Origin of the sequence: Bacillus cereus (assembly GCF_002561295.1) — a bacterium.
Taxonomy (GTDB): Bacteria; Bacillota; Bacilli; order Bacillales; family Bacillaceae_G; genus Bacillus_A; species Bacillus_A cereus_S.
The window spans coordinates 424240-447761 of sequence record NZ_NTUG01000005.1; the positions used below are offsets into that span (position 1 = coordinate 424240).

Genomic DNA, 23522 nt, shown 5'->3' on the forward strand with positions numbered 1-23522 from the left:
TTTACAACAAAAAACAGCTCTTGCGGAACTTTTACAAAATTTCAACGAATTTCTCAAAAAAAGCAAGCTGATATAAGTCAGCTTGCTTTCTTCTCTTGCTCATAAATATTAATCCCTGCTTCATGAAGCATCCATTCAATATGAACACCATATCCTGAAGTTGGATCATTAACAAACACATGTGTAACAGCACCAATCATCTTTCCATTTTGAATAATCGGACTACCACTCATTCCTTGAACAATACCACCCGTTTTTGCCAACAAACGTTTGTCTGTAACTTTTACAACCATTCCTTTTGTAGCTGGAAACTTTTGTGGTACCGTACTTACGATTTCAATATCAAATGCCTCTACTTTATCTTGATCGATAACCGTTAATATTTTCGCTGGTCCTTCTTTCACTTGATGTGATAATGCGATTGGCATAGCTTCATCCATTATGCCATTTTTCACACCCGTATTTAACTTACCAAAAATACCAAACGGACTATTTATTGTAATATTACCAATCACTTCACGATCTGGTGAAAATCTTGCTAATTTTTCTCCTGGATTTCCATGACTACCACGTTCAATAGACGTAACTGTCGAACGAACAATCTGTCCATCCTCTACTTGAATTGGCTTTTTCGTGTCATTATCAGAAATAACATGACCAAGCGCTCCATATTTCATGGAATCCGCATGAACAAAAGTCATCGTTCCAATACCAGCAGCTGAATCACGAATATATAAACCAATACGATAAGATGACTCACCACTATCTTTTTCCGGTGTTAGTTTGGTACGAATATATTTACTATCTCGTAATAAAACGAGGTTAAGCGGCTCGCCTGTTTTTCCACTATCGTGAATGAAAGGTGCCACATCGCTCATTCTTTCAATTGTTTTCCCATTAATTTCAGTAATCATATCCCCAACCTGTACACCAGCTGCTTCTCCAGGCGATAATTTCCCTCTTTCTGTTTGAATTAAATGATGCCCAACAACAAGTACACCTTTTGTATTCAATTTCACTCCAATTGATTGCCCACCTGGAATTACTTTGAAATCTTTCAATACTTTAATATTTACCTTTTTTACTGGAAAGCCAGCAAGTTGAAAAACCATATCTGCTTCACCGTTTTGGTGCGAATTTACTACAAGTCCAGATTTCTGTTCTTTATTTGAACTTACTGTAAAAACATTATGATTTGTCGATGAAGCCTGAAAAACTGGAAACGATGCTATTTCTGATTGTTGTCCCTCAAAAATAACGAGTTGCTTTGGGGATGAAATAAACGTACGAAGCGGTTTAAAACATCCGATAAAAATTAATGAAACAAGGAGACAAAGACCTATTATTTTTCGGAATTGCTCTAATTTCAATTCGTTCACTCTCCTCGCTCCTACCCCACATTCAGCCTAACGACTTCACCTTTTAATCTCTCCTTGCAACGCTTTGTTTATAACCGGAAGAATTAAGAAATCATCATTTGAACAAAAAAGCTATCCATTATTGGATAGCCTCTGCTGTCTGTTTAAAATGATGCGCTTGCGTAAGTAACTCTTTTGCATGTTCCGTCGTTAAGTCGGTAATTTCCACGCCAGAAATCATTCGAGCAATCTCCGTTACTTTATCTTCTGTACTTAATACAGTAACTGATGTAATCGTCCGATCATTCGCTACTTGTTTACGGATAAATAAATGCGAATCCGCCATCGAAGCTACTTGAGGTAAGTGCGTAATACAAAGTACTTGCGAGTTTACAGATACACGATAAATTTTTTCTGCAATCGCTTGTGCCACTCGCCCACTCACTCCTGTATCTACTTCATCAAAAATAACAGATGCAACACCTTGATGCTTAGAAAAAATACTTTTCAGAGCTAAAATAATACGGGATAATTCTCCGCCAGAAGCTACTTTTGAAAGTGGCTTTAATGGTTCACCTGGATTTGTTGAAATGTAAAATTCCACATGATCATATCCATCTATTGTAAGCTTCACCGGCGTCCCATCAACAAGTGGATCATCCATGATTCCTGCTCTTTTCGCAATCCTCACTTCAAATTTTGTTTTTTCCATATATAGTTCTTTTAATTCTTGGTGGATTGCGTTCGTAAGATGATCTGCAAGCTGATGACGCATATCACTCAATAGCGTCGCTTCCTTCAAAATCACGCTTTCTAATTCTTTTAATTTCTTTTTCGTCGTTTCAATATGTACATCTTTATTTTCAATTGTAAAAATTTCTTGCTCTATTTTATCAGCATACGCTAAAATCTCTTCTACAGTATTTCCATACTTTCTCTTTAGCATACGAATTTCATTTAAACGTGTTTCAATTTCATCTAAACGATTCGGATCATACTCCATCATATCTAACTTTTCCCGAAGCTGATAGGCAACTTCTTCTAATAAGTAGTAGCTATTCGCAATCGAATCATGATTCGATTGATACGCCTCATCTAAATGCGTAATACTCTCCATTTGTCCCATTGCATTTCGTACATGGTCAAGTCCACTACCATCTTCGCTTAATGAACGATACGCATCACCAAGTGCTTTATAAATCTTTTCGAAATTTGAAATTTTTAATTTCTCTTCCGTCAATTCATTTTCTTCATCAGCTTTCAAATCTGCTTTACAGATTTCTTCATGCTGGAATTGAATTAAATCTAACCGATGCGCCATCTGTTGCTCATTCTCTGTTAAAGATTTAAGTTGTTTTTTTAACTGCTCATACTCACCATATACACCTTGATATATTTCTAATTGATTCGAAATACGATCTCCATCGAAATGATCAAGCATAAACAAATGCCGTTCCTCATTCATCAAATCTTGCGTTTCATGTTGTCCATGAATATCGACAAGCGTTTTCCCGATTTCTTTTAATAGACTCAATGTGACAAGCTTACCATTTACACGGCATACACTTTTTCCGTTCGCAGCAATGTCACGCTTTAAAATAATCATCCCATCTTCAATTTCAATATCCAGCTCTTCAGCCTTCGCAATACACGGATGTTTATCATCCTCTATATAAAATAAACCTTCAATTTCAGCTTTCTCTGTTCCATATCTAACAAACTCCGCTGAACCACGGCCACCAACAAGTAAGCTAATCGCATCAATAATAATTGATTTTCCGGCACCCGTTTCACCACTTAAGACTGTTAAACCTTTTTGAAAAGAAATATTTAATGATTCAATAATAGCAAAGTTTCTAATCGATAATTCCGATAACAATGCCCCATTCACCTCGTTATAAACTAATCCCCTACTAAGGGCTTTCACTGAGCATTTTTCACTCAAATAGTTATTGTTATATCATTTACTCTTCTAGCCCGCTCCATTGTACCAAACATTCGTTTTACGGGTCAATCCATCGATTTCCTCATTTCAATCTAAAAAATTACTATATCTCACTTCACATTCATCCATTTCTCCTAACAAAAAAATATCTTGTTTACTTTTTGCTTTTAGCAAAAAAGTAAACAAGATCCTTTTTACAACATATTTAAGAACCGATCTGATACAACACCTGTATCTTCTGGCGTACGGCAAATGATTAAGCAAGTATCGTCACCACAAATAGTTCCAATAATCTCGTCCCATTCTAAATGATCAATAAGTGCTCCAAGCGCGTGCGCGTTACCAGGTAATGTTTTTAACACAAGCATATGGCCTGCTGTGTCTAACTTTACAAACGAATCCACGAGATTGCGTTTTAATTTTTGCAACGGGTTAAACCGTTGATCTGCTGGTAAGCTATATTTATAGCGACCATCATGTAATGGCACTTTTACTAAGTGCAACTCTTTAATATCACGTGATACAGTTGCTTGCGTTACATTAAAGCCTTCATTACGTAAAATATCAACTAGTTCATCTTGTGTTTCAATTTCTTTATTCGCGATAATTTCTCTGATTTTAATATGGCGCTGACCTTTATTCATACATTTGCACCTCACACTATCTCTTACCATAGTTTAAACATTGGTATACTTCACTTATTTATGTTAACGTATAATCGTTTACTTGTACATAATTGTTTTTACAATCATTATACAATTCCAACAAAAAGAGGAACAACAACTGTTATTCCCCTTTCCCTTTTTGTTTTAAAACCTCATGAGCTTCTGCTACCACTTGTTTTGCAGAAACTAGAGAATGATTCTCACCACTCTCACGCTCACCATGCCATTTTAAATGAATTAAAAACTCAATATTTCCGTCCCCACCTGTAATTGGGGAGAATGTTAAGTTTTCAACATCATATCCTTCCTTTATTGCGAAATCAATAATCATTTCTACAACAGCTTCATGAACTTTACGATCACGAACAATGCCTTTATTCCCAACCTGCTCTCTCCCAGCTTCAAATTGTGGTTTAATTAAAGCCGCAACATCACCATTTGAAGTCAATATCGTTTTTAAGACTGGAAGAATTAATTTTAATGATATAAATGAAACATCAATGCTAGCAAACTGCGGCAATCCACGCTCTAAATCAGCGGGTGTTACATAACGAAAATTCGTCCGCTCCATAACAACAACGCGCTCATCTTGACGCAATTTCCAAGCAAGTTGATTGTATCCTACATCTAAAGCGTAAGACAACTTCGCACCATTTTGCAGCGCACAATCTGTAAAACCACCAGTTGATGAACCAATATCTAACATAGTTTTATCTTGTAAATCAAGATGGAAAGTCTCTAATGCCTTCTCTAACTTATAACCACCGCGGCTCACATAAGGCATAACCTGTCCTTTTACCGTAATCGGTGTATCTTGTGGGATTTTTTCCCCTGGCTTATCAAGTCTCATTTCATTTGCATACACAAGTCCCGCCATAACAGCGCGTTTTGCCTTTTCACGCGTTTCTATAAGCCCTCGTTCTACTAATAGTACATCTACTCTTTCTTTTTTTACACTCATTTGTTACGCCCTTTTTTGTTTTGATGGAATCATTGTATGAATACGGTCTACAACAGCATCTGTCGTTAAACCAATTTCTTCTAATAGCTTTGTTACACTACCATGCTCAATGAAATGATCCGGAATACCCATTCGTTCAATTAAAGCGCTATGATACCCATGGTCAGTAGCAAATTCAACTACGCCTGTTCCAAATCCACCAATTAAGCACGCTTCTTCAATTGTTAAAATCGGCATATTCTTACCTAAAAGTTCATGTAAATACGTTTCGTCCATCGGCTTAATAAAGCGAGCGTTTACTACTTTCACTGAAACGCCAGCTTTTTCAAGACGCTCTGCCGCTTCCATCGCCATCGGAATCGTTGTACCAAACGTTAAAATTGCCGCTTGTGTGCCTTCTTTTAACGTTTCCCATGTCCCAATTGGAATTGCTTTGAGCTCTTCATCCATTTGAACTCCAAGTCCATTTCCACGCGGATAACGCAAGGCAATTGGCCCATCTTCATATTGCATCGCTGTATACACTAAATGTTGACCTTCATTTTCATCTTTCGGCATCATGAGAACTATGTTCGGCAAGTGACGTAAAAACGCAATATCAAATACACCTTGATGCGTTTCGCCATCTGCTCCAACCAATCCCGCACGATCAATTCCAATGAAGACGTTTAAATTTTGACGGCATATATCATGAACAACTTGGTCATATGCACGTTGCAAGAATGTTGAATAAATCGCTAAGAATGGCTTCATTCCTTGCGTTGCCATCCCAGCCGCCATCGTCGTTGCATGTTGTTCAGCAATTCCCACATCGATCATACGATCAGGAAATTCTTGATGAAACTTTTCAAGTTTAGAGCCAACTGGCATTGCTGGTGTAATTGCAACAATGCGTTCATCAGTTCTTGCAAGCTTACGAACTGTCTCACTTACAACAGCACTCCATGCCGGTGCAATTTCTTTTGGTTTCACAAAATCACCAGATTCGATTTTATATGGACCTGTTCCATGCCAAGTTCCAATCACATCGCTCTCTGCTGGTTTATAGCCTTTTCCTTTTTTCGTAATTACATGAACAAGTACCGGTCCCTTTGTTTTCTTCGCATATTGAAGCGTTTCAAATAGGTTTTCATAACTATGTCCATCCACAGGACCTAAATATGTGAACCCTAACTCTTCAAAAAAGACACCTGATACAAGCAAATATTTCAAACTATCTTTTACTTTTTCAGCAGTTGCTGCAACTTTCCCGCCAACTGCTGGAATTTTCTTGAGTAAATACTCTAGTTCATCTTTCACCCATTGATATTTTCCAGCAGTACGCAAACGACCAAGGACGTTATGAAGAGCACCAACATTCGGAGCAATCGACATTTCATTATCATTTAAGATGACAATCATATCTGTTTTCTCATGTCCAATATGGTTTAATGCTTCTAAAGCCATTCCACCAGTTAAAGCACCATCCCCGATAATCGGTATAATGCACTCTTTCGTTTTCTTTAAATCGCGCGCTAAAGCCATGCCCATTGCAGCAGATAATGAAGTTGAACTATGACCTGTTTCCCATACATCATGTTCACTCTCACATCGTTTTGGGAAACCACATAGCCCTTTATATTGTCTTAATGTGCCAAACTCTTTTGCACGCCCTGTTAAAATCTTATGTACATAGGATTGATGTCCTACATCCCACAAAAATTTATCTTTTGGACTATCAAATAATTTATGCAGAGCAATTGTGAGTTCTACTACACCTAAGTTAGGAGCAATATGTCCACCTGTTTGAGAGAGCTCTTCAATTAAAAACTTCCGAATATCCTCACTCAATGCCTCTAGTTCACTGATAGACATATCTTTCAAAAAACTAGGGTTTTGAATTTGCGTTAGATCCACATGGATCACTCACTTTCGTTTCATAATCTGTCAACATGTCAAATACTATAAAAAATATTTGCCCAATACAAGAAATTCTTCAATATCTTTCTTATTACACTCTATTTCATCGTCACTGAACAAGACACTTCGCCCTCTTCTCCTACGTTCTTAGAAAGCGCAATATCTCATTCAAATAAGAAACCGGCAATTTGCATTGTTTCTCTATCCGATGAAAAAAGAGCCGCTAACACAAAGTGATAACGGCAACGTAATCTAGATATATTTTTGCCAATAACAAGAAAAGAAAAACCTTTTTCTACATTTATACCACAAAATGTTGAATGACTCAACAAATGAAAACGCTCTTACATTAGTTATTGCGCTTTGCGATTAAATCACAAATGGATAATAAATGCTCATCTTGTAATTGTAATGATGCGATTGCATCTTTCGCTTTGCCAATTGTTTCTTCTAAGATACATTTTGCCTCATCAATTGTAAATAATGTTGTATATGTACTTTTTTCATTGGAAGCATCACTACCAATAGGTTTCCCAATTTCTTCCTCTGTACCTTCAACATCTAAAATATCATCTCGAATTTGGAAAGCCAGGCCAATATATTTTGCAAATGCAAGTAGTTTTTCCTCTTGCTCCGGTGTTGCTCCCGCAAGTATAGCTCCTGCAAGCACCGCATATTCTAGTAATCGCCCCGTTTTATGCTTATGGATATATTCTAATTCCCTCAGTTCGAGTCGCTTTCCTTCTGCTTCCATATCCGCTACTTGTCCAGCAACCATCCCCTCTGGTCCAGCTGCTTTTGCAAGTTCAAGAGCAAGCCTTAGCTTTGTTTCTGCCTGAACGTCTTGATGATCGTATGCTGTCACTGCCTGAAATGCATATGTCAACAAGCCATCTCCTGCTAAAACAGCCATCGCTTCACCAAACACTTTATGATTTGTTGGCTTTCCTCGCCTTAAATCATCATCATCCATACATGGTAAATCATCATGAATTAATGAATACGTATGTATCATTTCAAGAGCACAAGCTGCTCCTATGCCCAATTCCCTTTCTTTTTCAAACGCTTGCAACGTTGCAAATAAAAGTAACGGACGGAGACGTTTTCCGCCCGCTTCCAATGAGTATATCATCGCTTCGCGAAGTACATTTGGACATTGTAATTGATTTGCATAGCGCACAAGCTGTTCTTCAACGAAAGCTTTACTTTCTTTCAAAAAGGCATCAAAAGCTACATATGTCACTATGCTTCATCTCCTACAGCAGTAAATGGTTTAAGTTCTCCATCCTCTCCAAGGATCACTGCCATTTGTTCTTGCACATCTTTCAATTTCTCATCACATAACTTAGACAACTCCATACCTTCTTTAAAATATGAAATCGCCTCTTCTAAAGGAACATCACCTTGTTCAAGCTTAGCAACAAGTTGTTCAAGTTGAGAAATCGCCTCTTCAAAGCTTACTTTATTTTCCATCGTTCAATTCACGCTCCTCTATGCCCGCTACATTACAATCCAACACTCCATCTTGTAATTGTACGGAAACACCATCACCAAGGCTAACACCTTTCACGCTTTTTAACACTTGCTTTTCCTCGCTATATACGAGCCCGTATCCCCTCATCATTATTTTAAGGGGGCTAAGTGCCTCTAGCTTCTGAGCGGCTCTCATAAATGCAAACTCTTTCGTTTGCATTAATGTTTGCATTTCACGCTGTATTTGTTTTTGCAGTATCTCTATCTTTGTCTTCGTTTGTAAAATCTTTTGAGATGGATGATGTTTCTCCAAATAAAATGAGAGCTGTTGCAACTGATTTACCTTTTTATCTATATAGCGCCCTTTCGCTAGCATAAGCTGTTCAAGAGCACGATCTAACTGCTCTTCTTTTTGCTCATACACTTGCCTTGGATAACGAAATGCGTACGATTTTTGGAGTGTTTGCAGTTGCTCTTGCCTTTTATGTACCATCTCTCGCATTGCTCTTTGCATGCGAAGTGTTCTTTGTAACACTTTCTCTTGTAATTCAAGTATATTAGGTGCTGCAAGTTCTGCTGCTGCTGTTGGAGTTGGTGCACGTAAATCTGCTACAAAATCTGCAATTGTAAAGTCTGTTTCATGTCCAACTGCTGAAATAATTGGAATTGCACTTGTGAAAATCGCCCGTGCAACACTTTCTTCATTAAAGGCCCATAATTCCTCAATTGAGCCACCACCACGCCCAACAATTAACACATCTATCTCATTCATCTCATTCGCCTTACGAATCGCTTGTACAATCGAGGGAGCCGCTGACTCCCCTTGTACAAGTACCGGAAATACAATAACATTCCCAATTGGATAACGGCGTTTAATCGTCGTTATAATATCTCGAATCGCAGCTCCTGTTGGAGATGTAATAACACCAATTGTTTTCGCATAGGCAGGGATGTGCTGTTTATAAACTTGAGAAAACAACCCTTCCTCTTCTAATCGAACTTTTAATTGTTCATAAGCTAAATGAAGATTTCCAATTCCATCAGGCTGCATATCTTGAATATAAATTTGATAGGAACCACTCGCCTCATAGACAGAGATTTTCCCTTTCACAAGCACTTTCATTCCATTTTCTGGTTTGAATTTTATATTGCGATTATGCCCCGCAAACATAACCGCCGCTATCCTTGCATTTTCATCTTTCAATGTGAAATACATATGACCACGGCTATGATATTTAAAGTTTGAAATTTCTCCTTTTAACCAAACAGACTGCAAATGCGGGTCATACTCTATTTTTGTTTTTATATAGCGTGTTAATGCTGTAACGGTTAAATATTGCTTTTCCATCTCTCTCTCCTCATAGCCGATTCAAATTATTTACAAACAACACCTGCTCGTTTGGCAGATTCAACTGTATTATGAAGGAGCATTGTAATTGTCATTGGACCGACTCCTTTTGGTACAGGTGTAATGTATCCTGCAATATCCAGCACATTATCAAAATCAACATCGCCGCATAGTTTTCCTGTTTCTAAGCGATTAACACCAACATCAATTACAACTGCACCTTCTTTTATATAGTCAGCTGTTACCATTTTTGGTCTCCCAATAGCTACAATTAAAATATCAGCTAGCTTCGCTAATTCTTTTATATTTTTCGTTTTGGAGTGGCAGTATGTTACAGTCGCATTTTCATTTAAAAATAGTTGTCCCACTGGTTTCCCAACAATATTGCTTCTTCCGATTACAACAACATGTTTTCCTGAAATATCAAGATTTGTTTCTTTTACTAATTCCACAATGCCATGTGGTGTACACGGAAGGAATGTATCTTGTCCCGTCATCATACGGCCAACGCTGATTGGATGGAATCCATCTACATCCTTTTCAGGTGAAATTCTTTCAATGATAGCTTTCTCTTCAATATGTTTCGGTAAAGGTAATTGCACCAATATCCCATTAATACGGTCATCCTCATTTAGGCGATCAATTTCAGCTAGCAAACGCTCTTCTGTAATTGTATCTGGAAGCTCAATTAGCTCTGAATAAATTCCAACTTGTTCACAGCCCTTTTCTTTTCCTTTTACATAAGAACGAGATGCTGGGTCTTCTCCAACTAAAATAACGGCTAATCCTGGTACAATCCCTTGCTCTTTCAACTTCACAACATCTTCTTTTAATTGTGCTCGTTTTTTCTCCGCAACTTCATTTCCTTTGATGATTACTGCTACCATTTTAAGATTCCCCCTTAAAGAAATTACAGTGTGTCTTTTATATTAGATAAAACGCCGTTTATAAAACGACGAGATTCCTCATCCCCAAATGTTTTTGCAATTTCAATTGCTTCGTTAATTGTTACGTTGTGTGGAATTTCTTCCATGTACTTCATTTCATACACAGCTAGACGTAAAATACTGCGATCCACAATACTAATACGTTCTAATTTCCACTTCTTTAAATTTTGACGAATTGCTTCATCAATTGCTTCTTTATGTTCTACAAAACCAACAACAAGTGACTCTAAAAACTCATTTGTTTCTTCGCCTTCTTCTAGCGTATTTTCCACCGCTACTTTCGGCTCTAATTCTCCAGTAATATCCATTTGATATAATGCTTGCATGGCTCTTTCTCTAGCCGTCCTACGTTTCATTGTAACTCTCCTTTATACTTCAAGTCTTTCCTTATGTTTTGTTATATTATTATAATTTATAAGCTGTCAATTTACTTACTCTTACAGTTTTCATTGATTTTGCAACCTTATAATACAATGATAATAACACAATTTATCATTTCATACACGGGTTACAAGGCTGAAAAATAATAAAAAGATTAACTTCAAGTTCCATACCCTATCACAATGTACGTTTTTTGGAAAAATGTATCATCCTTATTTATTTTTCTCATTTTTGAAAATAGTATAATAATTCGGAGGATTCATATGTGAAGTGGTGAAACGAGAAAAAAGGTGCCTATTGAACGAGGCACCTTTTCATTCTTAAACTGGCTCGATTTCTGTTTTTTGCGTTTCGAATGTTACACCAACGATGTGAACATTTACTTCTTTCGGCTCAAGACCTGTCATTGTAAAGAGCGCTTGGCGAATATTATCTTGAATTTTTTGTGCAACAACTGGAATAGCTACACCAAAATACATGACAACATAAACATCAACGATAATATCGTCATTTGCTAATTCAACCTTCACACCTTTACCGTGATTTTTCTTCCCTAACTTTTCAACAACATCTGTTGCAAAGTTACCACGCATTGCTGCTACACCATCTACTTCAACAGCAGCGATGCCTGCAATTACTTCAATTACTTCTGGTGCAATTTCTACTTTTCCAAGGGTTGTATCTTGACCCATATCTAACATATGTTCAGCCATGAAAAAAACCTCCTTTAAATGTATCACTGCGTCACAAGTTCATGCTCTTCCAAAAATTTCGTATTAAATTCCCCTTTTATAAAATCAGGATGATCTAGCAATTGTAAATGGAACGGGATTGTCGTATGTACACCTTCAATGACGAATTCACTAAGCGCTCGTTTCATTTTTGCAATTGCTTCTTCACGTGTTTTCCCGTGAACAATTAATTTTGCAATCATCGAATCATAAAAAGGTGGAATTGAATATCCAGGATAAACAGCTGAATCGACGCGAATACCAAATCCTCCTGGCGGTAAATACATTTCTACTTTACCTGGGGATGGCATAAAGTTTTTGGCAGGGTTTTCCGCATTAATTCGACATTCAATTGCCCAGCCATTAAATTGTACTTCTTCTTGCTGTAACGATAACTTTTCTCCAGAAGCAACACGAATCTGTTCTTTAATTAAATCCATCCCTGTTACCATTTCTGTAACCGGATGCTCTACTTGGATTCGCGTGTTCATCTCCATAAAGTAAAAGCTTTTTGTTTTATATTCATAAATAAACTCAACCGTACCAGCACCTGTATATTCAACCGCTACCGCTGCTTTTACTGCCGCTTCCCCCATCTGATTACGAATATCCGCATCTAGAGCTGGAGAAGGACTTTCTTCTAATAGTTTTTGCAAACGGCGCTGAATTGTACAATCACGCTCTCCTAAATGGATGGCATTACCATGTGCATCTGCCATAATTTGAATCTCAACATGGCGGAAATCTTCAACGTACTTTTCTAAGTATACACCAGGGTTACCAAAAGCGGTACTAGCTTCTTGCTGCGTAATTTGAATTCCCTTTACAAGCTCCTCTTCATGGCGTGCAACACGGATTCCTTTTCCGCCGCCGCCTGCAGTCGCTTTAATAATAACAGGATATTGAATTTGATTAGCAAGTTCAATCGCTTCTTCCGTACTTTTAATAATTCCTTGTGAACCGGGTACAATCGGAACCCCTGCGTCCTTCATTGTATCACGAGCAACGTCTTTTGTGCCCATCTTTGATATAGCTTCTGGACTTGGACCAATAAAAATCAAGTTACATTCACGGCATAACTCTGCAAAATCTGCATTTTCTGCTAAAAATCCATAACCAGGGTGAATCGCATCACAGCCTGTTAATTTTGCAACACTTATAATGTTCGTCAAATTCAAATAACTTTCTTTCGAAATTGTCGGTCCAACACAATACGCTTCATCTGCGATTTGCACATGAAGTGATTCTTTATCCGCTTCTGAATAAATAGCTACTGTTTCAATATTCATCTCTTTGCAAGCACGAATAATTCGTACAGCAATTTCCCCACGATTGGCTATTAATACTTTTTTTATCATCACAAAGACTCCCTTATTACGCTTTTACAAGAAATAGCGGTTGTCCATATTCAACAAGTTGTCCGTTGTTAACAAGAATTTCAACAATCTCTCCATTTACTTCTGCTTCAATTTCATTAAAAAGCTTCATTGCTTCGACAATGCAAACGACTGTACCTTCTGAAACACGATCACCGACACTTATGTATGCTGGTGTATCAGGTGAAGAAGAGGAATAAAATGTTCCAACCATCGGCGATATGATTTTGTGTAAATTCTCATCTTTAACACCTTTATTTTCTTCCTGTTTCGGTGCTTCTACCTGCGCAGCTGCTACCGCTGTTTCCGCTTCTACCACTTGTGTTTGTAATACTTGTTTCGCTACTGGAGCTGTCTGCACTGAAACAACTTCATTACCACGCTTTTTCATTTTGATTGTCGTACCATCTTTTTTGTATTCAAATTCATCAATATTAGAGCTATCAATTAACTTAATTAATTCACGAACTTCTTGAATTTTAAACATGTAAAATCCACTCCCATACACTTGTTTGTCTCGCTCTTACAGATATGAACATATAAAAACGAACGCTGTTGTCTGCAAAGATACGATTCATTCTATTAGAAAAATCATTCCTATAACATTTTCTAATAGAAACTTTTGCTACTCTCATTTTACGATAAATATTTTCAACATTCCAATTTATATTTCTTTACGATAAATCGAAATTCCTGTAAAAATATTATTTCACTAAAAAATTGTTACCTAGTAATAATACCAAGTTTCACTCAAAATTGGCAAGACCACTTCGTAAAAAACATATTTTTTCTTTCTTTGTTTTAATCTTGGGACAAGGCAGAAAAGGCTCTGATCGCTTCTATGCATAGACGGATTCTCTCTCCTCTCTAAAAAAGTTCCTTTCGCTTTTTCATTATATATATCCCTTCATTTGTTGCTTTATCAAAGTATATTTACCAAATATTATTTTTTTATTTACAAGCCGTTCATCCTTCCTTCACATACGAATAGTATGTTCAAAGTAAAGTATCTTATAGTGAGGTGCAAAAATATGATATGGCTTATCTTATTCGTACCAACCGTATTGATCTGGCTCATCATCGTCTTCACTCATATAAAGTATGGAAAAGGCAATCAACATTACCACGAGCCTTTAATTTTTCACTCTCAGCGCATGTCTCCTTTTCCTATAAAAAACATTACAACCACTCCAAAAGAAAAAACAGAAAAGAGCTATCGAAAACGATAGCTCTTTTTTATTCCCCTCACTATTCACGAGTAATAATCAGCGGGAGACGGAAAGCCCCCACTGATTAAATTTCCACTTTATTTTACTGGATCAAACTTGACACCTACATCTTTGGATCCTGCTTCAGTACGAACAAGTTGGATAATTTTATTTGCCTCTTTTGGAGAATGTTTTGTAGCTTTTACTGTGATTTTAATATCCGCTCCATCTGCTCTTACAAGCGCATCTTTGTAGCCACCTTGTGATTTAATTACTGTTTCAAGTAGCCCTTCCTTTGTTTCCAACTTATCAATTGCGTTTAATTGATCTTTCGCTTTACTTATTTCTTCAGCAGAAGATTTTGTTGATTTCATAACGTCTTGTAACTTTTCTTTCTCTGCACTGCGTTGATCTTCCATTTGCAAACGAAGCGCTGTAAAGTTTTCGTCGCTTGATTGAACCGTTATATTCCCTTCACTTTTCCCTGTTTCTTTTTTACTATTCTCTTTTTTCTCTGCTTCTTTACCTGATGTCTCTTTTGAAGTCACTTCTTTATTTGATGTTTCCTTTGTTGTTTCTTTCGTTACTTCATTTTCAATACCTTGCTTTCCTTGTCCAACTTTTTCACCCGTTGTCGGTGTAGCAGTATTCATTTTATCAGGTGTTGTGACATAGTATACAGACAACACGACTACTAAACTTAGCATTGTTAATAACCAAACTGTTTGTTTTTTTAACACTTTAGTTCCTCCCTAGCTCTTTTTTGGTAGTACTGCAACGCGGTGAGATGGTACATCAAGCATACGCGTCACCGCTTCTTTCACCATTGCTTTTATTTGTATATTATCCACTCCTTTTGCTACAACAAGAACACCTCGTACTTTCGGCTTTTCTGTTCGCAGTACAATCGGAGTTTCCTTATCACCTTCACGTATAATCACTGTTTTTTCATCAGTTGATTCATCTTCAACTTGCCTTTTGCCCCCTGTTTTATCTGTTTCACCAGTTGTTTGTGATCGCTTTACTATATTCTTTTCAAGTATCTTTTCTTCAGACGAATCCAAGTTCACTTCAATAGACACATCTTTGACCCCTGTTATATCCTCTAACGCTGCTTTCAATTCTTGTTCATACGCTTTTTCGTATTTTTCTACAGTTGACATATTATCACTACTTTTTTGTCCAAAAGTCGGTACATCTTTTCCAGCATCTTGACTTGTCTTTTCTTTAAACACAGGTATTTCTTCTTTTTTCGGCCCAAAGAAATTACTAGAAAACATAAGTAACATTCCAAGTATGAGTAGGACAAGCAAAAACTTCGGTGTTACCTTCTTTCCCTTCTCCTTATCTTCTTTGTCGTCCCCTTTCAATACGTTGCGAAAAAATGAGAATCTCGAATTTTTATCTTTATTGTCCATTTACGCTACCTGTCCTCCCTTCCATTTGAACTTGGATTTGTTTATCCTCTAGCTGCCATTTACTTGAGAAGAACTCTTTCATTTCTACATTTGTTTCTTGCGAAGTTTGTCTTGGTTCTTGCGTATTAATTTCAATTGGTTTTACCGTCTCAATTGCAGCGTTTTTCTTTGACTCCGTTTCTTTTAATGTCACAATAACAGATTGAATATCTTTTGCCGTTTTTACTTCTTCCTTAGTTTCTGCGGCAATTATTTGTATTTCAGATACTGTCACGCCATACTTTTTCTCAAACTCTTTTCCAACTTCTTTTTTCATTTTGACAGCCATCTCTTCTAAACTATATGCATGTGTTAGGGCTTGTATTTCTTTTTTCTTCTCATCAATTGAATTTTTTATTGATCCATCCGCTACATATTTTTCTTGATTAAAATTTGCGATTACTTCATTTACATCTGTTTGTAACAATTTAAATAGCGGCGTCAAGATTAATACGACTAGTAATAAGCTCACGACAAATTTGACATACTTTTGTAAATTCGAATTAGGAAGAATAAGATGCAGCATCGTCGCTAAGAGCAAAAATACGATAATATTTCGAATCCACTCTGTAACAAATTGCATACTCTTCACCTCCTATCGCATCATGAGAGTAATATTCCCTGCAGCAATAATAATGGTAATACTTAGAAAGAACATAAAGGATACGATAGCTAAACTGGCAAATACATAAATAATACTTCGTCCTATGATATCTAAACATTTAATAATAGCGCCTCCGCCAACTGGCTGTAGTACTGCTGCTGCGAATTTATAAATAAACCCGATACAAAAAATTTGAATCGCTGGAAAGGCAACAATTAAACATAAAATAACAAGCCCGATAATCCCGACTGTATTCTTTAGCAAACCAGAAGCGCTAATTACAGTATCCGCCGCTTCTGTAAACATCCGCCCTACTACAGGAATAAAATTCCCTGTTACAAACTTCGCTGTTTTAACGGCTATACCATCAGCAACTGCTGTCGCTGTCCCTTGAACGGATAGTACACCGAGAAAAATTGTTAAAAAGATACCAATAATCCCAACACTTACATTTTGCAGGAGCTTGGACAACTTCGTAACTTTGTATTGATCGCTCATTGTACTTACAATACTTAAAATGGTCGCCAGTAATAAAAGCGGAAGTACAATATAGTTCATAAGTAGCCCACTCGTATTCATTAAAAAAATGATAACCGGATGGAAGAAAGATACCGATACGACCCCTCCCCCTGTCGCTATGAGTGCTAGAAGAATTGGAAGGAGCGCTAATATGAAATCTACCATCGTTTGAATCGTTTCCCGTGCATACGTCATTACGACATAAAAGCTATTTAGAGCAAAAATAATTAACACCATATATACAACCGCATCTGCAATTTTACTAACGCTACTCTTTGAAAAAGCTGATTGCAGAGACTGTAATAGCGCACTAAAAATTGTGAGCATAATGAGCGTTCCAAGTAACTTTCCATTTGCAACAAGCTCATGAAATAAATATTTTAATAACCCCATCATCCATTCTTTTATGGAAATTTCCTTTTCACCCTTTACAAATTCCATAAAACTTCCCTTTTGACTCTCCGGCAAATAGCCTCCATATTTTGTAACAAGCCCGTCCCAAAACTGCTTCACATCTTCAATCCCTAATTTATCCAATTGCTGATCCACAACGCTTTGTTCTACAGGAGAAGCTTGTACAACAATTGGTAAAGAAAAGAAAAGGAAGCAAGCAAATAGTAGCTTAATTCCAACCCTTCGCAACATCCACTCCTCCTTATCCTGTAGGTAAAAAGCCGAGAATTGTTTCAATTACAACTGTTAAAATAGGAATCGCCATAACAAGAATTAAAATTTTTCCCGCCAGCTCAATTTTCGAAGCAATTGCGCCTTGACCAGCATCCTTTGTAATCTGCGCTCCAAACTCGGCAATGTACGCAATTCCAATGATTTTTAGCAGCGTCTCTACATAAACATTGCTCACTTTTGCCTCACTTGCAACTCTCTCAATCATTCTCAAAATGGAATGAATTTGATCGATTAGTAGCAGGAACATTACACTCGCAACAAATACAATAAACAAAGAAGTAATGCTAGATTTATGCTGATTTAGCACAGCTGCTAAAAATGTTGCAACGAGGCCCAATCCGACAATTTGCAAGATTTCGATTCGAACCGCCCCCTTTACTGGAAGAGAAAGACACTTTTAATCTTGTCAAACAAAGTATTAATCAAAAAAGCAACATGAAATAAAATAACGACAAAGCCAACAAGAATTACCCAATTTGCAATATCCTCCCGCTTTAACTCTTTTAGAACTGTATGAATGAAAGCTAAAACAATGCCGATTCCGGCGATTTGAAATATTAATCCAACATCGATGGACATCGCCTTTCTCCCCCCCTATAGCAGTAAAATTACGATAAGTAGTCCTGCTAATACCCCTAAACTCTTAATCATTTTTTCATACTGAATTTGTAGTGCTTTCGCTTCGCCCTCTTCTCTTTCTAAATGAGTAATACATAAACGAATATGCTTTTGCTGCGATTCTCGATCATGCTGCCCTAACGTTTCGCCAAATTGTTGTAAAATTTCATATTCGGTTTGTTTAAATGCAGTAAGTTTCCAGTTTTCTTGTAAACTATCAAGCCAAGCTTCTCTAACTGTTTGTTCACCGCTTTCTAAACGCCTCGAAAAACTTTCAAATATCCAATTTAAAGGCTTCGGCATTTGTTTTACTAAGCGTTCAGATGCTTCTGATAACGGTGTATGTCCATACATAATTTCAGCTTCTAGCGATTGAAGTGCTGCCTTTAAAAGCCTAAGTTGACGCGGACGTTCACTATACCTTTTCGCATACGAAAAACCAAAGAAAGTCGTCACCGCTACAATTAATACCGCACCAAATATTTTCACCATACACTTTGAGCCTTCCCTTGCCTTTGAACAGGCTTGCCATCCCCATCTTTCACTTGGACAACGGTTCCAGGTCCTTTTGCCTTTGATAGTTCAATAAAGCGATCAAACACCCCAAGTTCCATCACAGCCTTTAAAGATGGTCTTTTCATTACATCATCAAAAGAAAATCCATGAGCACTTATAAAAAGCTGAACACCTGCATGGACCGCCTCCATAATAGCCTCACTATCTTCCATACGCCCAATCTCATCCACTATTAATATATCCGGGCTCATAGAACGAATCATCATCATCATTCCTTCTGCTTTCGGACACGCATCTAGCACATCAACACGAGGGCCAAACTCATATTGCGGAATTCCTTTTACACATCCAGCAATTTCTGAGCGCTCATCAACAATCCCAACTTTACAAGAAGGAATTTCATGAGAATAAACTCCTTGGCTCATACAACGTGCAACATCCCTTAAAAGTGTTGTTTTCCCTGTTTGTGGTGGCCCAATCACCATCGTATTCAGCCAACGTGCACTATACAAATAAGGCAGAAGCGGCTCAGCAATTCCAATTTTTTGACGTGCAATCCGAATATTAAATGACGACACATCCCGAATCATTTTCACTGCACTTTTCTCAGTAATTACTTTTCCAGCTAAACCAATTCTGTGCCCACCGCGCAAAGTAACATATCCGCGCTTCAGCTCCTCTTCCATCGTATAAATGGAATATTGACTCAGCTTATTCAATAAGTAAATTGCATCCTCCGCTGTAACGACATAGTCATAAAAGAACACTTCTCCATGCGCAATACATTCAAGTGGTCTTCCGATTCGGACCCGAATTTCTTCTAACGTGTTATATTGTTCACAGCCTTCAATGAACTGTTTCATATGCTTTGGTAAAACTTCTAATACTTCTTTCATAAGCGTCTCCCCACTATGATTGATTTACTACTTCAGTACCGCGATAAAAATACAGCCAATTCCAAGGGTTAGAAAAAATAGTTTCAAAAAAGAAATTTCATTTGCAACGCTTGCAATACCAATTGTCATCGTTAGAATCAATACAGTCGGTCCGACGAATGCCAACATACCATTTATAAACAATGCTTTTTTTGCATCATTCACATAAAGCATAAGCAAAGCGGCGAATATCTCCGCGCTACCTGAAAACAACCGAAGCAATCCCATAACAAGCACGGATGTTTCCATTGCCGCCAGCCATTGTTTCATTTTCCCACCTTCTCTCCTTACCAATTACTTTTCAAGTAACTTCTTAGACTTACTGAATAAGCCTTACTCCAAAAAGCATATATTTGTACAACCATATGCAGAGGTTGTCTATTTCAGAAGTAAAAACATAATTTTCTAGTTTCACCATCAATTGAATCTGAATATTCACATTATTTATGTTATATTTAATACTAGGAAGGGGGAGGCATGTAACATTATTACCACTCGATTTACAATATGTAGATATCATTTTTACATTATCAAACGATCCACATGTGAAAGACACACTAGGGATAAAAGTAGAAACTGTAGAAGATACAAAAGCATTCATTCGTTTTGCAATGGAACAGGAACGAAAAAATCACTCTTTATTAAGAGTGATTGTAAATGAGGAGGGAAAATATGAAGATATTGAAAATTGGTTTAACAATTGTAGTAGAATTAGCTATTATTTATCTTTTTTCAAAAATGGTCAGTTGGTCATTTATGGAGAGCTTTTTCCTTGGCAGTTTAGCTATATTTGCACTTACATGGCTAATTATTATGAGTAACCATAGAAACAATATTACAGATCATGCAGTAAGTAAAACATTAACTGGCGTTGAGACTGGTGAAATACGCCCATTTCAAATTGTTTTGACCCCATATATTATGGGGACTCTTTCACTCGTCGTAGTTAGTTTCGTTATAACCGCGATTTACTATCTGCCCTATTTCCTATAAAAAAGCACTCGTGATGATCACGAGTGCTTTTTTATAACTATGCACGAGAAACGTATTTACCTTCACCTGTGTTGATGATAAGCATTTCGCCTTCGTTAATAAAGATCGGTACTTGTACAACAAGTCCAGTTTCTAATGTAGCTGGTTTTGTTACGTTAGAAGCTGTGTCACCTTTAATACCTGGCTCTGTTTCAACAACTTTTAACTCTACAGTATTTGGAAGTTCAACGCCAAGTACTTCGCCTTGGTATGTCATAATAGCTACTTCCATGTTTTCTTTTAAGAATTTTAGCTCGCGCTCGATTTGAGCTTCACCAAGTTCGATTTGCTCATAAGTTCCGTTATCCATAAATACGTGAGACTCTCCACTCGCATATAAGTATTGCATACGACGGTTTTCGATATGTGCTTTTTCTACTTTTTCACCAGCACGGAATGTTTTTTCTTGAACAGAACCTGTGCGAAGGTTACGTAGTTTAGAGCGAACGAACGCAGCACCTTTACCTGGCTTTACGTGTTGGAAATCTAGAACTTGCCAAAGGGCGTTGTCCACCGCAATTGTTAAACCTGTACGAAAATCGTTTACTGAAATCATGCAAAAAATCCTCCTGTGTATTACAAAATAATAAGTTCTTTTGGAGACTTCGTAATTACTTCATTACCTTCACTTGTTACAATAATATCATCTTCAATACGTACGCCGCCAACACCTGGAATATAAATACCTGGTTCTACTGTCACAGCCATACCTGGCTCAAGTACCGTTTCAGAGCGGAACGCTAAACCTGGTGCTTCATGAATCTCAAGACCCACTCCATGACCAGTAGAATGTCCGAAATATTCACCGTATCCTTTTTCTGTTATGTAGTCACGTGTTAATGCATCAGCTTCACGACCAGTTAAACCAGCTTTAATGCCGTTTACACCACGAAGCTGTGCTTCTAAAACGACATTGTAAATTTCTTTTAATTTATCAGATGGTTCGCCGACTGCAATCGTACGCGTAATATCAGAGCAATATCCTTTATAATAAGCACCGAAGTCTAATGTGACGAAATCTCCTTTTTCTATCACTTTTTCAGATGCCACACCATGCGGCAATGCTGAACGAAGTCCTGAAGCAACGATAATATCAAACGAAGAAGATGTTGCTCCTTGTTTTCTCATGAAAAATTCAAGTTCATTTGACACTTCAATTTCAGATACGCCTGGGCGAATGAATGATAGAATATGCTCAAAGGCAGCATCTGCAATCTGTGCAGCTTCCTTTAATATCTTAATCTCTGAATCAGTCTTAATCAAGCGTAAGTTTTCTACAAGCCCTGAAGTTGGAACAAATTCTGCTCCAATCGCTTCTTTATGTGCTGTATAAGAACTGTATGTAAGAGTATCTTGCTCAAAGCCAAGCTTTTGAATCCCCAAATTTTCCACTTGTTTCGCAACTTCATCAAGAATTAGTCCTGTATGTTGTACAATTTCATAAGCGATAGCTTGTTTACTAGCTTGCTCTACATAGCGGAAATCCGTAATAAATAGAGCGCGATCATTCGAAATAAGTACAACACCTGCTGTCCCTGTAAAGTTCGTCATATATCTACGGCTATATTCATTTGTTAATAAAACACCATCAATACCAGCTTCACCAAATGCACTTCTTAACTTCGTAATCTTTTCCATTCGTTTATGCCTCCCTAAGCTTCTCCACCAATGCAAATAACGCTAATTTATAACCATAAAAACCAAATCCAACAATTTGTCCTGCACTGACAGCGGCCGTTACAGATTCATGACGAAACGATTCACGCTGATGGATGTTGGAAATATGTACCTCAATCACTGGAATCGAGATACTTGCAATTGCATCCCGAATCGCATAGCTATAATGCGTAAATGCTCCTGGATTTAGAATGATTCCTTCATATATATCATCAGCCTCATGAATGATATCAATAAGAGCACCTTCATGATTGGATTGAAAACATTCTAACTCCACTCCCAATTTCTTCGCTTCTTGCTTCATTTCTGTTTCAAGTGTCGCTAACGTTCCTTTCCCGTATACATTCACCTCTCGAACACCAAGGCGATTTAGATTAGGACCGTTAACGAGGAGTACTTTCTTCATTTTGTAAAACTCCTTAATATAAAAATGTCTATACAACATTTTAACACAGGAGACACTTATTTGAATAGTTTGTCTACTCGCTTCCTTCTCCTTGATTCACATTGTTCGCTTCAAACGAAACAGAATACGTGATAAATACACCATATAAAATAAAAATACATATCGTTGTGACAATTGTTTCTTTCGGTAAATGGAGTGCATTTTTAATAACAGGCGCAATAGAACCGAGCCCTAAAAATAAAATACACCACCAAAAAAGACCATATAATATGCCGGGCAGTATCCCTTCAAATCTTTTGAAAAGAATCTTATAGAGAAATGCAACTAAAATAGAAAGAAGCCCCATACAAACAATACCTAATATATTTCCCCAAACTCCTTCTTTCCACGCTCCAAATGCAAACGGTAAAAGCAAATAGTTTGGCCCAGCTTCTGTAAATGAAAAAGCAGAAAGAAAATACCATATCCCCCCCCAAAACACACCGCCAAATAGACCAATCTGTACAAATTTCTTTGTTGTTGATTGTTCTTGCTTCACATCAACACCTCCGCTTACTAGTATGTCCGAAACTATTTTGAAGCATGTTTAAATCATGCAAAATTTGTCTATAAAAAGAATAAGAAATGTCTAGCTTCCGTAACATTTTTCCTTGTCAGCAGCTTGTGTTTGTCGATAAAATAAAGGAAACTCGGTGATTGTCAAATCTCACAATGACAGAACCAAGTGTGACAATTGCCTCTTTTCTACATAAGAGAGAAACAAATACAGGTTGGTGTTA

At 37.2% G+C, this 23522-nt stretch carries 27 protein-coding genes and 1 pseudogene; 2 read left to right on the forward strand and 26 right to left on the reverse strand.

What is annotated here, in order from left to right; all coding sequences use genetic code 11:
- Window positions 1-77: 77 nt before the first annotated feature.
- The 22 genes from spoIVB to CN373_RS05805 form a co-directional block, all read right to left on the reverse strand.
- Window positions 78-1379, reverse strand: a complete 1302-nt coding sequence (gene spoIVB / locus CN373_RS05695) for a SpoIVB peptidase (protein WP_001004188.1) — start codon at window positions 1377-1379, stop codon at window positions 78-80.
- A gap of 118 nt (window positions 1380-1497) precedes the next feature.
- Window positions 1498-3237, reverse strand: a complete 1740-nt coding sequence (recN, locus tag CN373_RS05700) for a DNA repair protein RecN (protein ID WP_000947771.1) — start codon at window positions 3235-3237, stop codon at window positions 1498-1500.
- Window positions 3238-3497: 260 nt separating this feature from the next.
- Complete coding sequence (gene argR / locus CN373_RS05705; RefSeq protein WP_001032579.1) at window positions 3498-3947, reverse strand: arginine repressor ArgR; 450 nt, start codon at window positions 3945-3947, stop codon at window positions 3498-3500.
- Window positions 3948-4089: 142 nt separating this feature from the next.
- Window positions 4090-4929, reverse strand: coding sequence for a TlyA family RNA methyltransferase (locus CN373_RS05710; RefSeq protein WP_000111879.1), 840 nt, complete (start codon window positions 4927-4929; stop codon window positions 4090-4092).
- 3 nt (window positions 4930-4932) lie between these two features.
- On the reverse strand, window positions 4933-6825 hold the full coding sequence (gene dxs, locus CN373_RS05715) for a 1-deoxy-D-xylulose-5-phosphate synthase (protein ID WP_000366439.1): 1893 nt from the start codon (window positions 6823-6825) through the stop codon (window positions 4933-4935).
- 352 nt (window positions 6826-7177) lie between these two features.
- Window positions 7178-8071, reverse strand: a complete 894-nt coding sequence (locus CN373_RS05720; protein WP_098358930.1) for a polyprenyl synthetase family protein — start codon at window positions 8069-8071, stop codon at window positions 7178-7180.
- On the reverse strand, window positions 8071-8301 hold the full coding sequence (locus CN373_RS05725) for an exodeoxyribonuclease VII small subunit (RefSeq protein ID WP_000428978.1): 231 nt from the start codon (window positions 8299-8301) through the stop codon (window positions 8071-8073). Before CN373_RS05725 ends, CN373_RS05720 begins: the two co-directional genes overlap by 1 nt.
- Window positions 8291-9649, reverse strand: coding sequence for an exodeoxyribonuclease VII large subunit (xseA, locus tag CN373_RS05730; protein ID WP_098358931.1), 1359 nt, complete (start codon window positions 9647-9649; stop codon window positions 8291-8293). The genes CN373_RS05725 and xseA overlap by 11 nt, the downstream gene beginning before the upstream one ends.
- A 26-nt stretch (window positions 9650-9675) precedes the next feature.
- Window positions 9676-10536 (reverse strand): bifunctional methylenetetrahydrofolate dehydrogenase/methenyltetrahydrofolate cyclohydrolase FolD, encoded by an 861-nt coding sequence (gene folD / locus CN373_RS05735; RefSeq protein ID WP_000226718.1) that lies wholly within the window; start codon window positions 10534-10536, stop codon window positions 9676-9678.
- Window positions 10537-10559: 23 nt separating this feature from the next.
- Window positions 10560-10952, reverse strand: coding sequence for a N utilization substance protein NusB (nusB, locus tag CN373_RS05740; protein ID WP_026589988.1), 393 nt, complete (start codon window positions 10950-10952; stop codon window positions 10560-10562).
- Window positions 10953-11297: 345 nt separating this feature from the next.
- The gene (locus CN373_RS05745) at window positions 11298-11690 is read right to left on the reverse strand and encodes an Asp23/Gls24 family envelope stress response protein (protein WP_000807632.1); all 393 of its coding nucleotides are present in this window, start codon (window positions 11688-11690) and stop codon (window positions 11298-11300) included.
- A 23-nt stretch (window positions 11691-11713) separates the two neighbouring features.
- The gene (accC, locus tag CN373_RS05750; RefSeq protein ID WP_000592885.1) at window positions 11714-13066 is read right to left on the reverse strand and encodes an acetyl-CoA carboxylase biotin carboxylase subunit; all 1353 of its coding nucleotides are present in this window, start codon (window positions 13064-13066) and stop codon (window positions 11714-11716) included.
- 16 nt (window positions 13067-13082) lie between these two features.
- Window positions 13083-13571 carry an acetyl-CoA carboxylase biotin carboxyl carrier protein gene (gene accB / locus CN373_RS05755; RefSeq protein WP_000472876.1) on the reverse strand — a complete coding sequence of 163 codons (489 nt, stop codon included), beginning with the start codon at window positions 13569-13571 and terminating at the stop codon, window positions 13083-13085.
- Window positions 13572-14390: 819 nt separating this feature from the next.
- A complete protein-coding gene (locus CN373_RS05765) occupies window positions 14391-15032 on the reverse strand; it encodes a SpoIIIAH-like family protein (RefSeq protein ID WP_000914725.1) in 642 nt (213 codons plus the stop codon).
- Between the two features lie 12 nt (window positions 15033-15044).
- Entirely contained in the window at window positions 15045-15710 is a 666-nt protein-coding gene (gene spoIIIAG, locus CN373_RS05770; RefSeq protein ID WP_000368893.1) for a stage III sporulation protein AG, read from the reverse strand.
- The gene (gene spoIIIAF / locus CN373_RS05775; protein ID WP_001161057.1) at window positions 15700-16332 is read right to left on the reverse strand and encodes a stage III sporulation protein AF; all 633 of its coding nucleotides are present in this window, start codon (window positions 16330-16332) and stop codon (window positions 15700-15702) included. Before spoIIIAF ends, spoIIIAG begins: the two co-directional genes overlap by 11 nt.
- A gap of 12 nt (window positions 16333-16344) precedes the next feature.
- Window positions 16345-17517 carry a stage III sporulation protein AE gene (gene spoIIIAE / locus CN373_RS05780; RefSeq protein ID WP_098358932.1) on the reverse strand — a complete coding sequence of 391 codons (1173 nt, stop codon included), beginning with the start codon at window positions 17515-17517 and terminating at the stop codon, window positions 16345-16347.
- Window positions 17518-17527: 10 nt separating this feature from the next.
- A complete protein-coding gene (gene spoIIIAD, locus CN373_RS05785; protein ID WP_001167588.1) occupies window positions 17528-17911 on the reverse strand; it encodes a stage III sporulation protein AD in 384 nt (127 codons plus the stop codon).
- Between the two features lie 23 nt (window positions 17912-17934).
- A complete protein-coding gene (gene spoIIIAC / locus CN373_RS05790; protein ID WP_000020914.1) occupies window positions 17935-18138 on the reverse strand; it encodes a stage III sporulation protein AC in 204 nt (67 codons plus the stop codon).
- A gap of 15 nt (window positions 18139-18153) precedes the next feature.
- Window positions 18154-18669, reverse strand: coding sequence for a stage III sporulation protein SpoIIIAB (gene spoIIIAB, locus CN373_RS05795; protein WP_000238705.1), 516 nt, complete (start codon window positions 18667-18669; stop codon window positions 18154-18156).
- Window positions 18663-19589 carry a stage III sporulation protein AA gene (gene spoIIIAA / locus CN373_RS05800; protein WP_098358933.1) on the reverse strand — a complete coding sequence of 309 codons (927 nt, stop codon included), beginning with the start codon at window positions 19587-19589 and terminating at the stop codon, window positions 18663-18665. Before spoIIIAA ends, spoIIIAB begins: the two co-directional genes overlap by 7 nt.
- A gap of 27 nt (window positions 19590-19616) precedes the next feature.
- Window positions 19617-19898, reverse strand: a complete 282-nt coding sequence (locus tag CN373_RS05805; RefSeq protein WP_017150874.1) for a YqhV family protein — start codon at window positions 19896-19898, stop codon at window positions 19617-19619.
- Between the two features lie 176 nt (window positions 19899-20074).
- Between CN373_RS05805 and CN373_RS25795 the strand changes: the two are divergent.
- Both CN373_RS25795 and CN373_RS05815 read left to right on the forward strand, forming a co-directional pair.
- Window positions 20075-20299 (forward strand): annotated as a pseudogene (locus CN373_RS25795) (GNAT family N-acetyltransferase); the annotation flags it as partial.
- Window position 20300: 1 nt separating this feature from the next.
- The gene (locus tag CN373_RS05815; protein WP_098358934.1) at window positions 20301-20621 is read left to right on the forward strand and encodes a hypothetical protein; all 321 of its coding nucleotides are present in this window, start codon (window positions 20301-20303) and stop codon (window positions 20619-20621) included.
- 37 nt (window positions 20622-20658) lie between these two features.
- On the opposite strand, the gene efp is transcribed toward CN373_RS05815, so the two are convergent.
- The 4 genes from efp to CN373_RS05835 form a co-directional block, all read right to left on the reverse strand.
- Complete coding sequence (gene efp, locus CN373_RS05820) at window positions 20659-21216, reverse strand: elongation factor P (protein WP_000626506.1); 558 nt, start codon at window positions 21214-21216, stop codon at window positions 20659-20661.
- A 20-nt stretch (window positions 21217-21236) separates the two neighbouring features.
- Window positions 21237-22298 carry a Xaa-Pro dipeptidase gene (pepQ, locus tag CN373_RS05825; protein WP_098358935.1) on the reverse strand — a complete coding sequence of 354 codons (1062 nt, stop codon included), beginning with the start codon at window positions 22296-22298 and terminating at the stop codon, window positions 21237-21239.
- Window positions 22299-22302: 4 nt separating this feature from the next.
- Entirely contained in the window at window positions 22303-22743 is a 441-nt protein-coding gene (aroQ, locus tag CN373_RS05830) for a type II 3-dehydroquinate dehydratase (protein WP_000757090.1), read from the reverse strand.
- Window positions 22744-22816: 73 nt separating this feature from the next.
- Complete coding sequence (locus CN373_RS05835) at window positions 22817-23281, reverse strand: YqhR family membrane protein (RefSeq protein ID WP_098358936.1); 465 nt, start codon at window positions 23279-23281, stop codon at window positions 22817-22819.
- Window positions 23282-23522 lie beyond the last annotated feature (241 nt).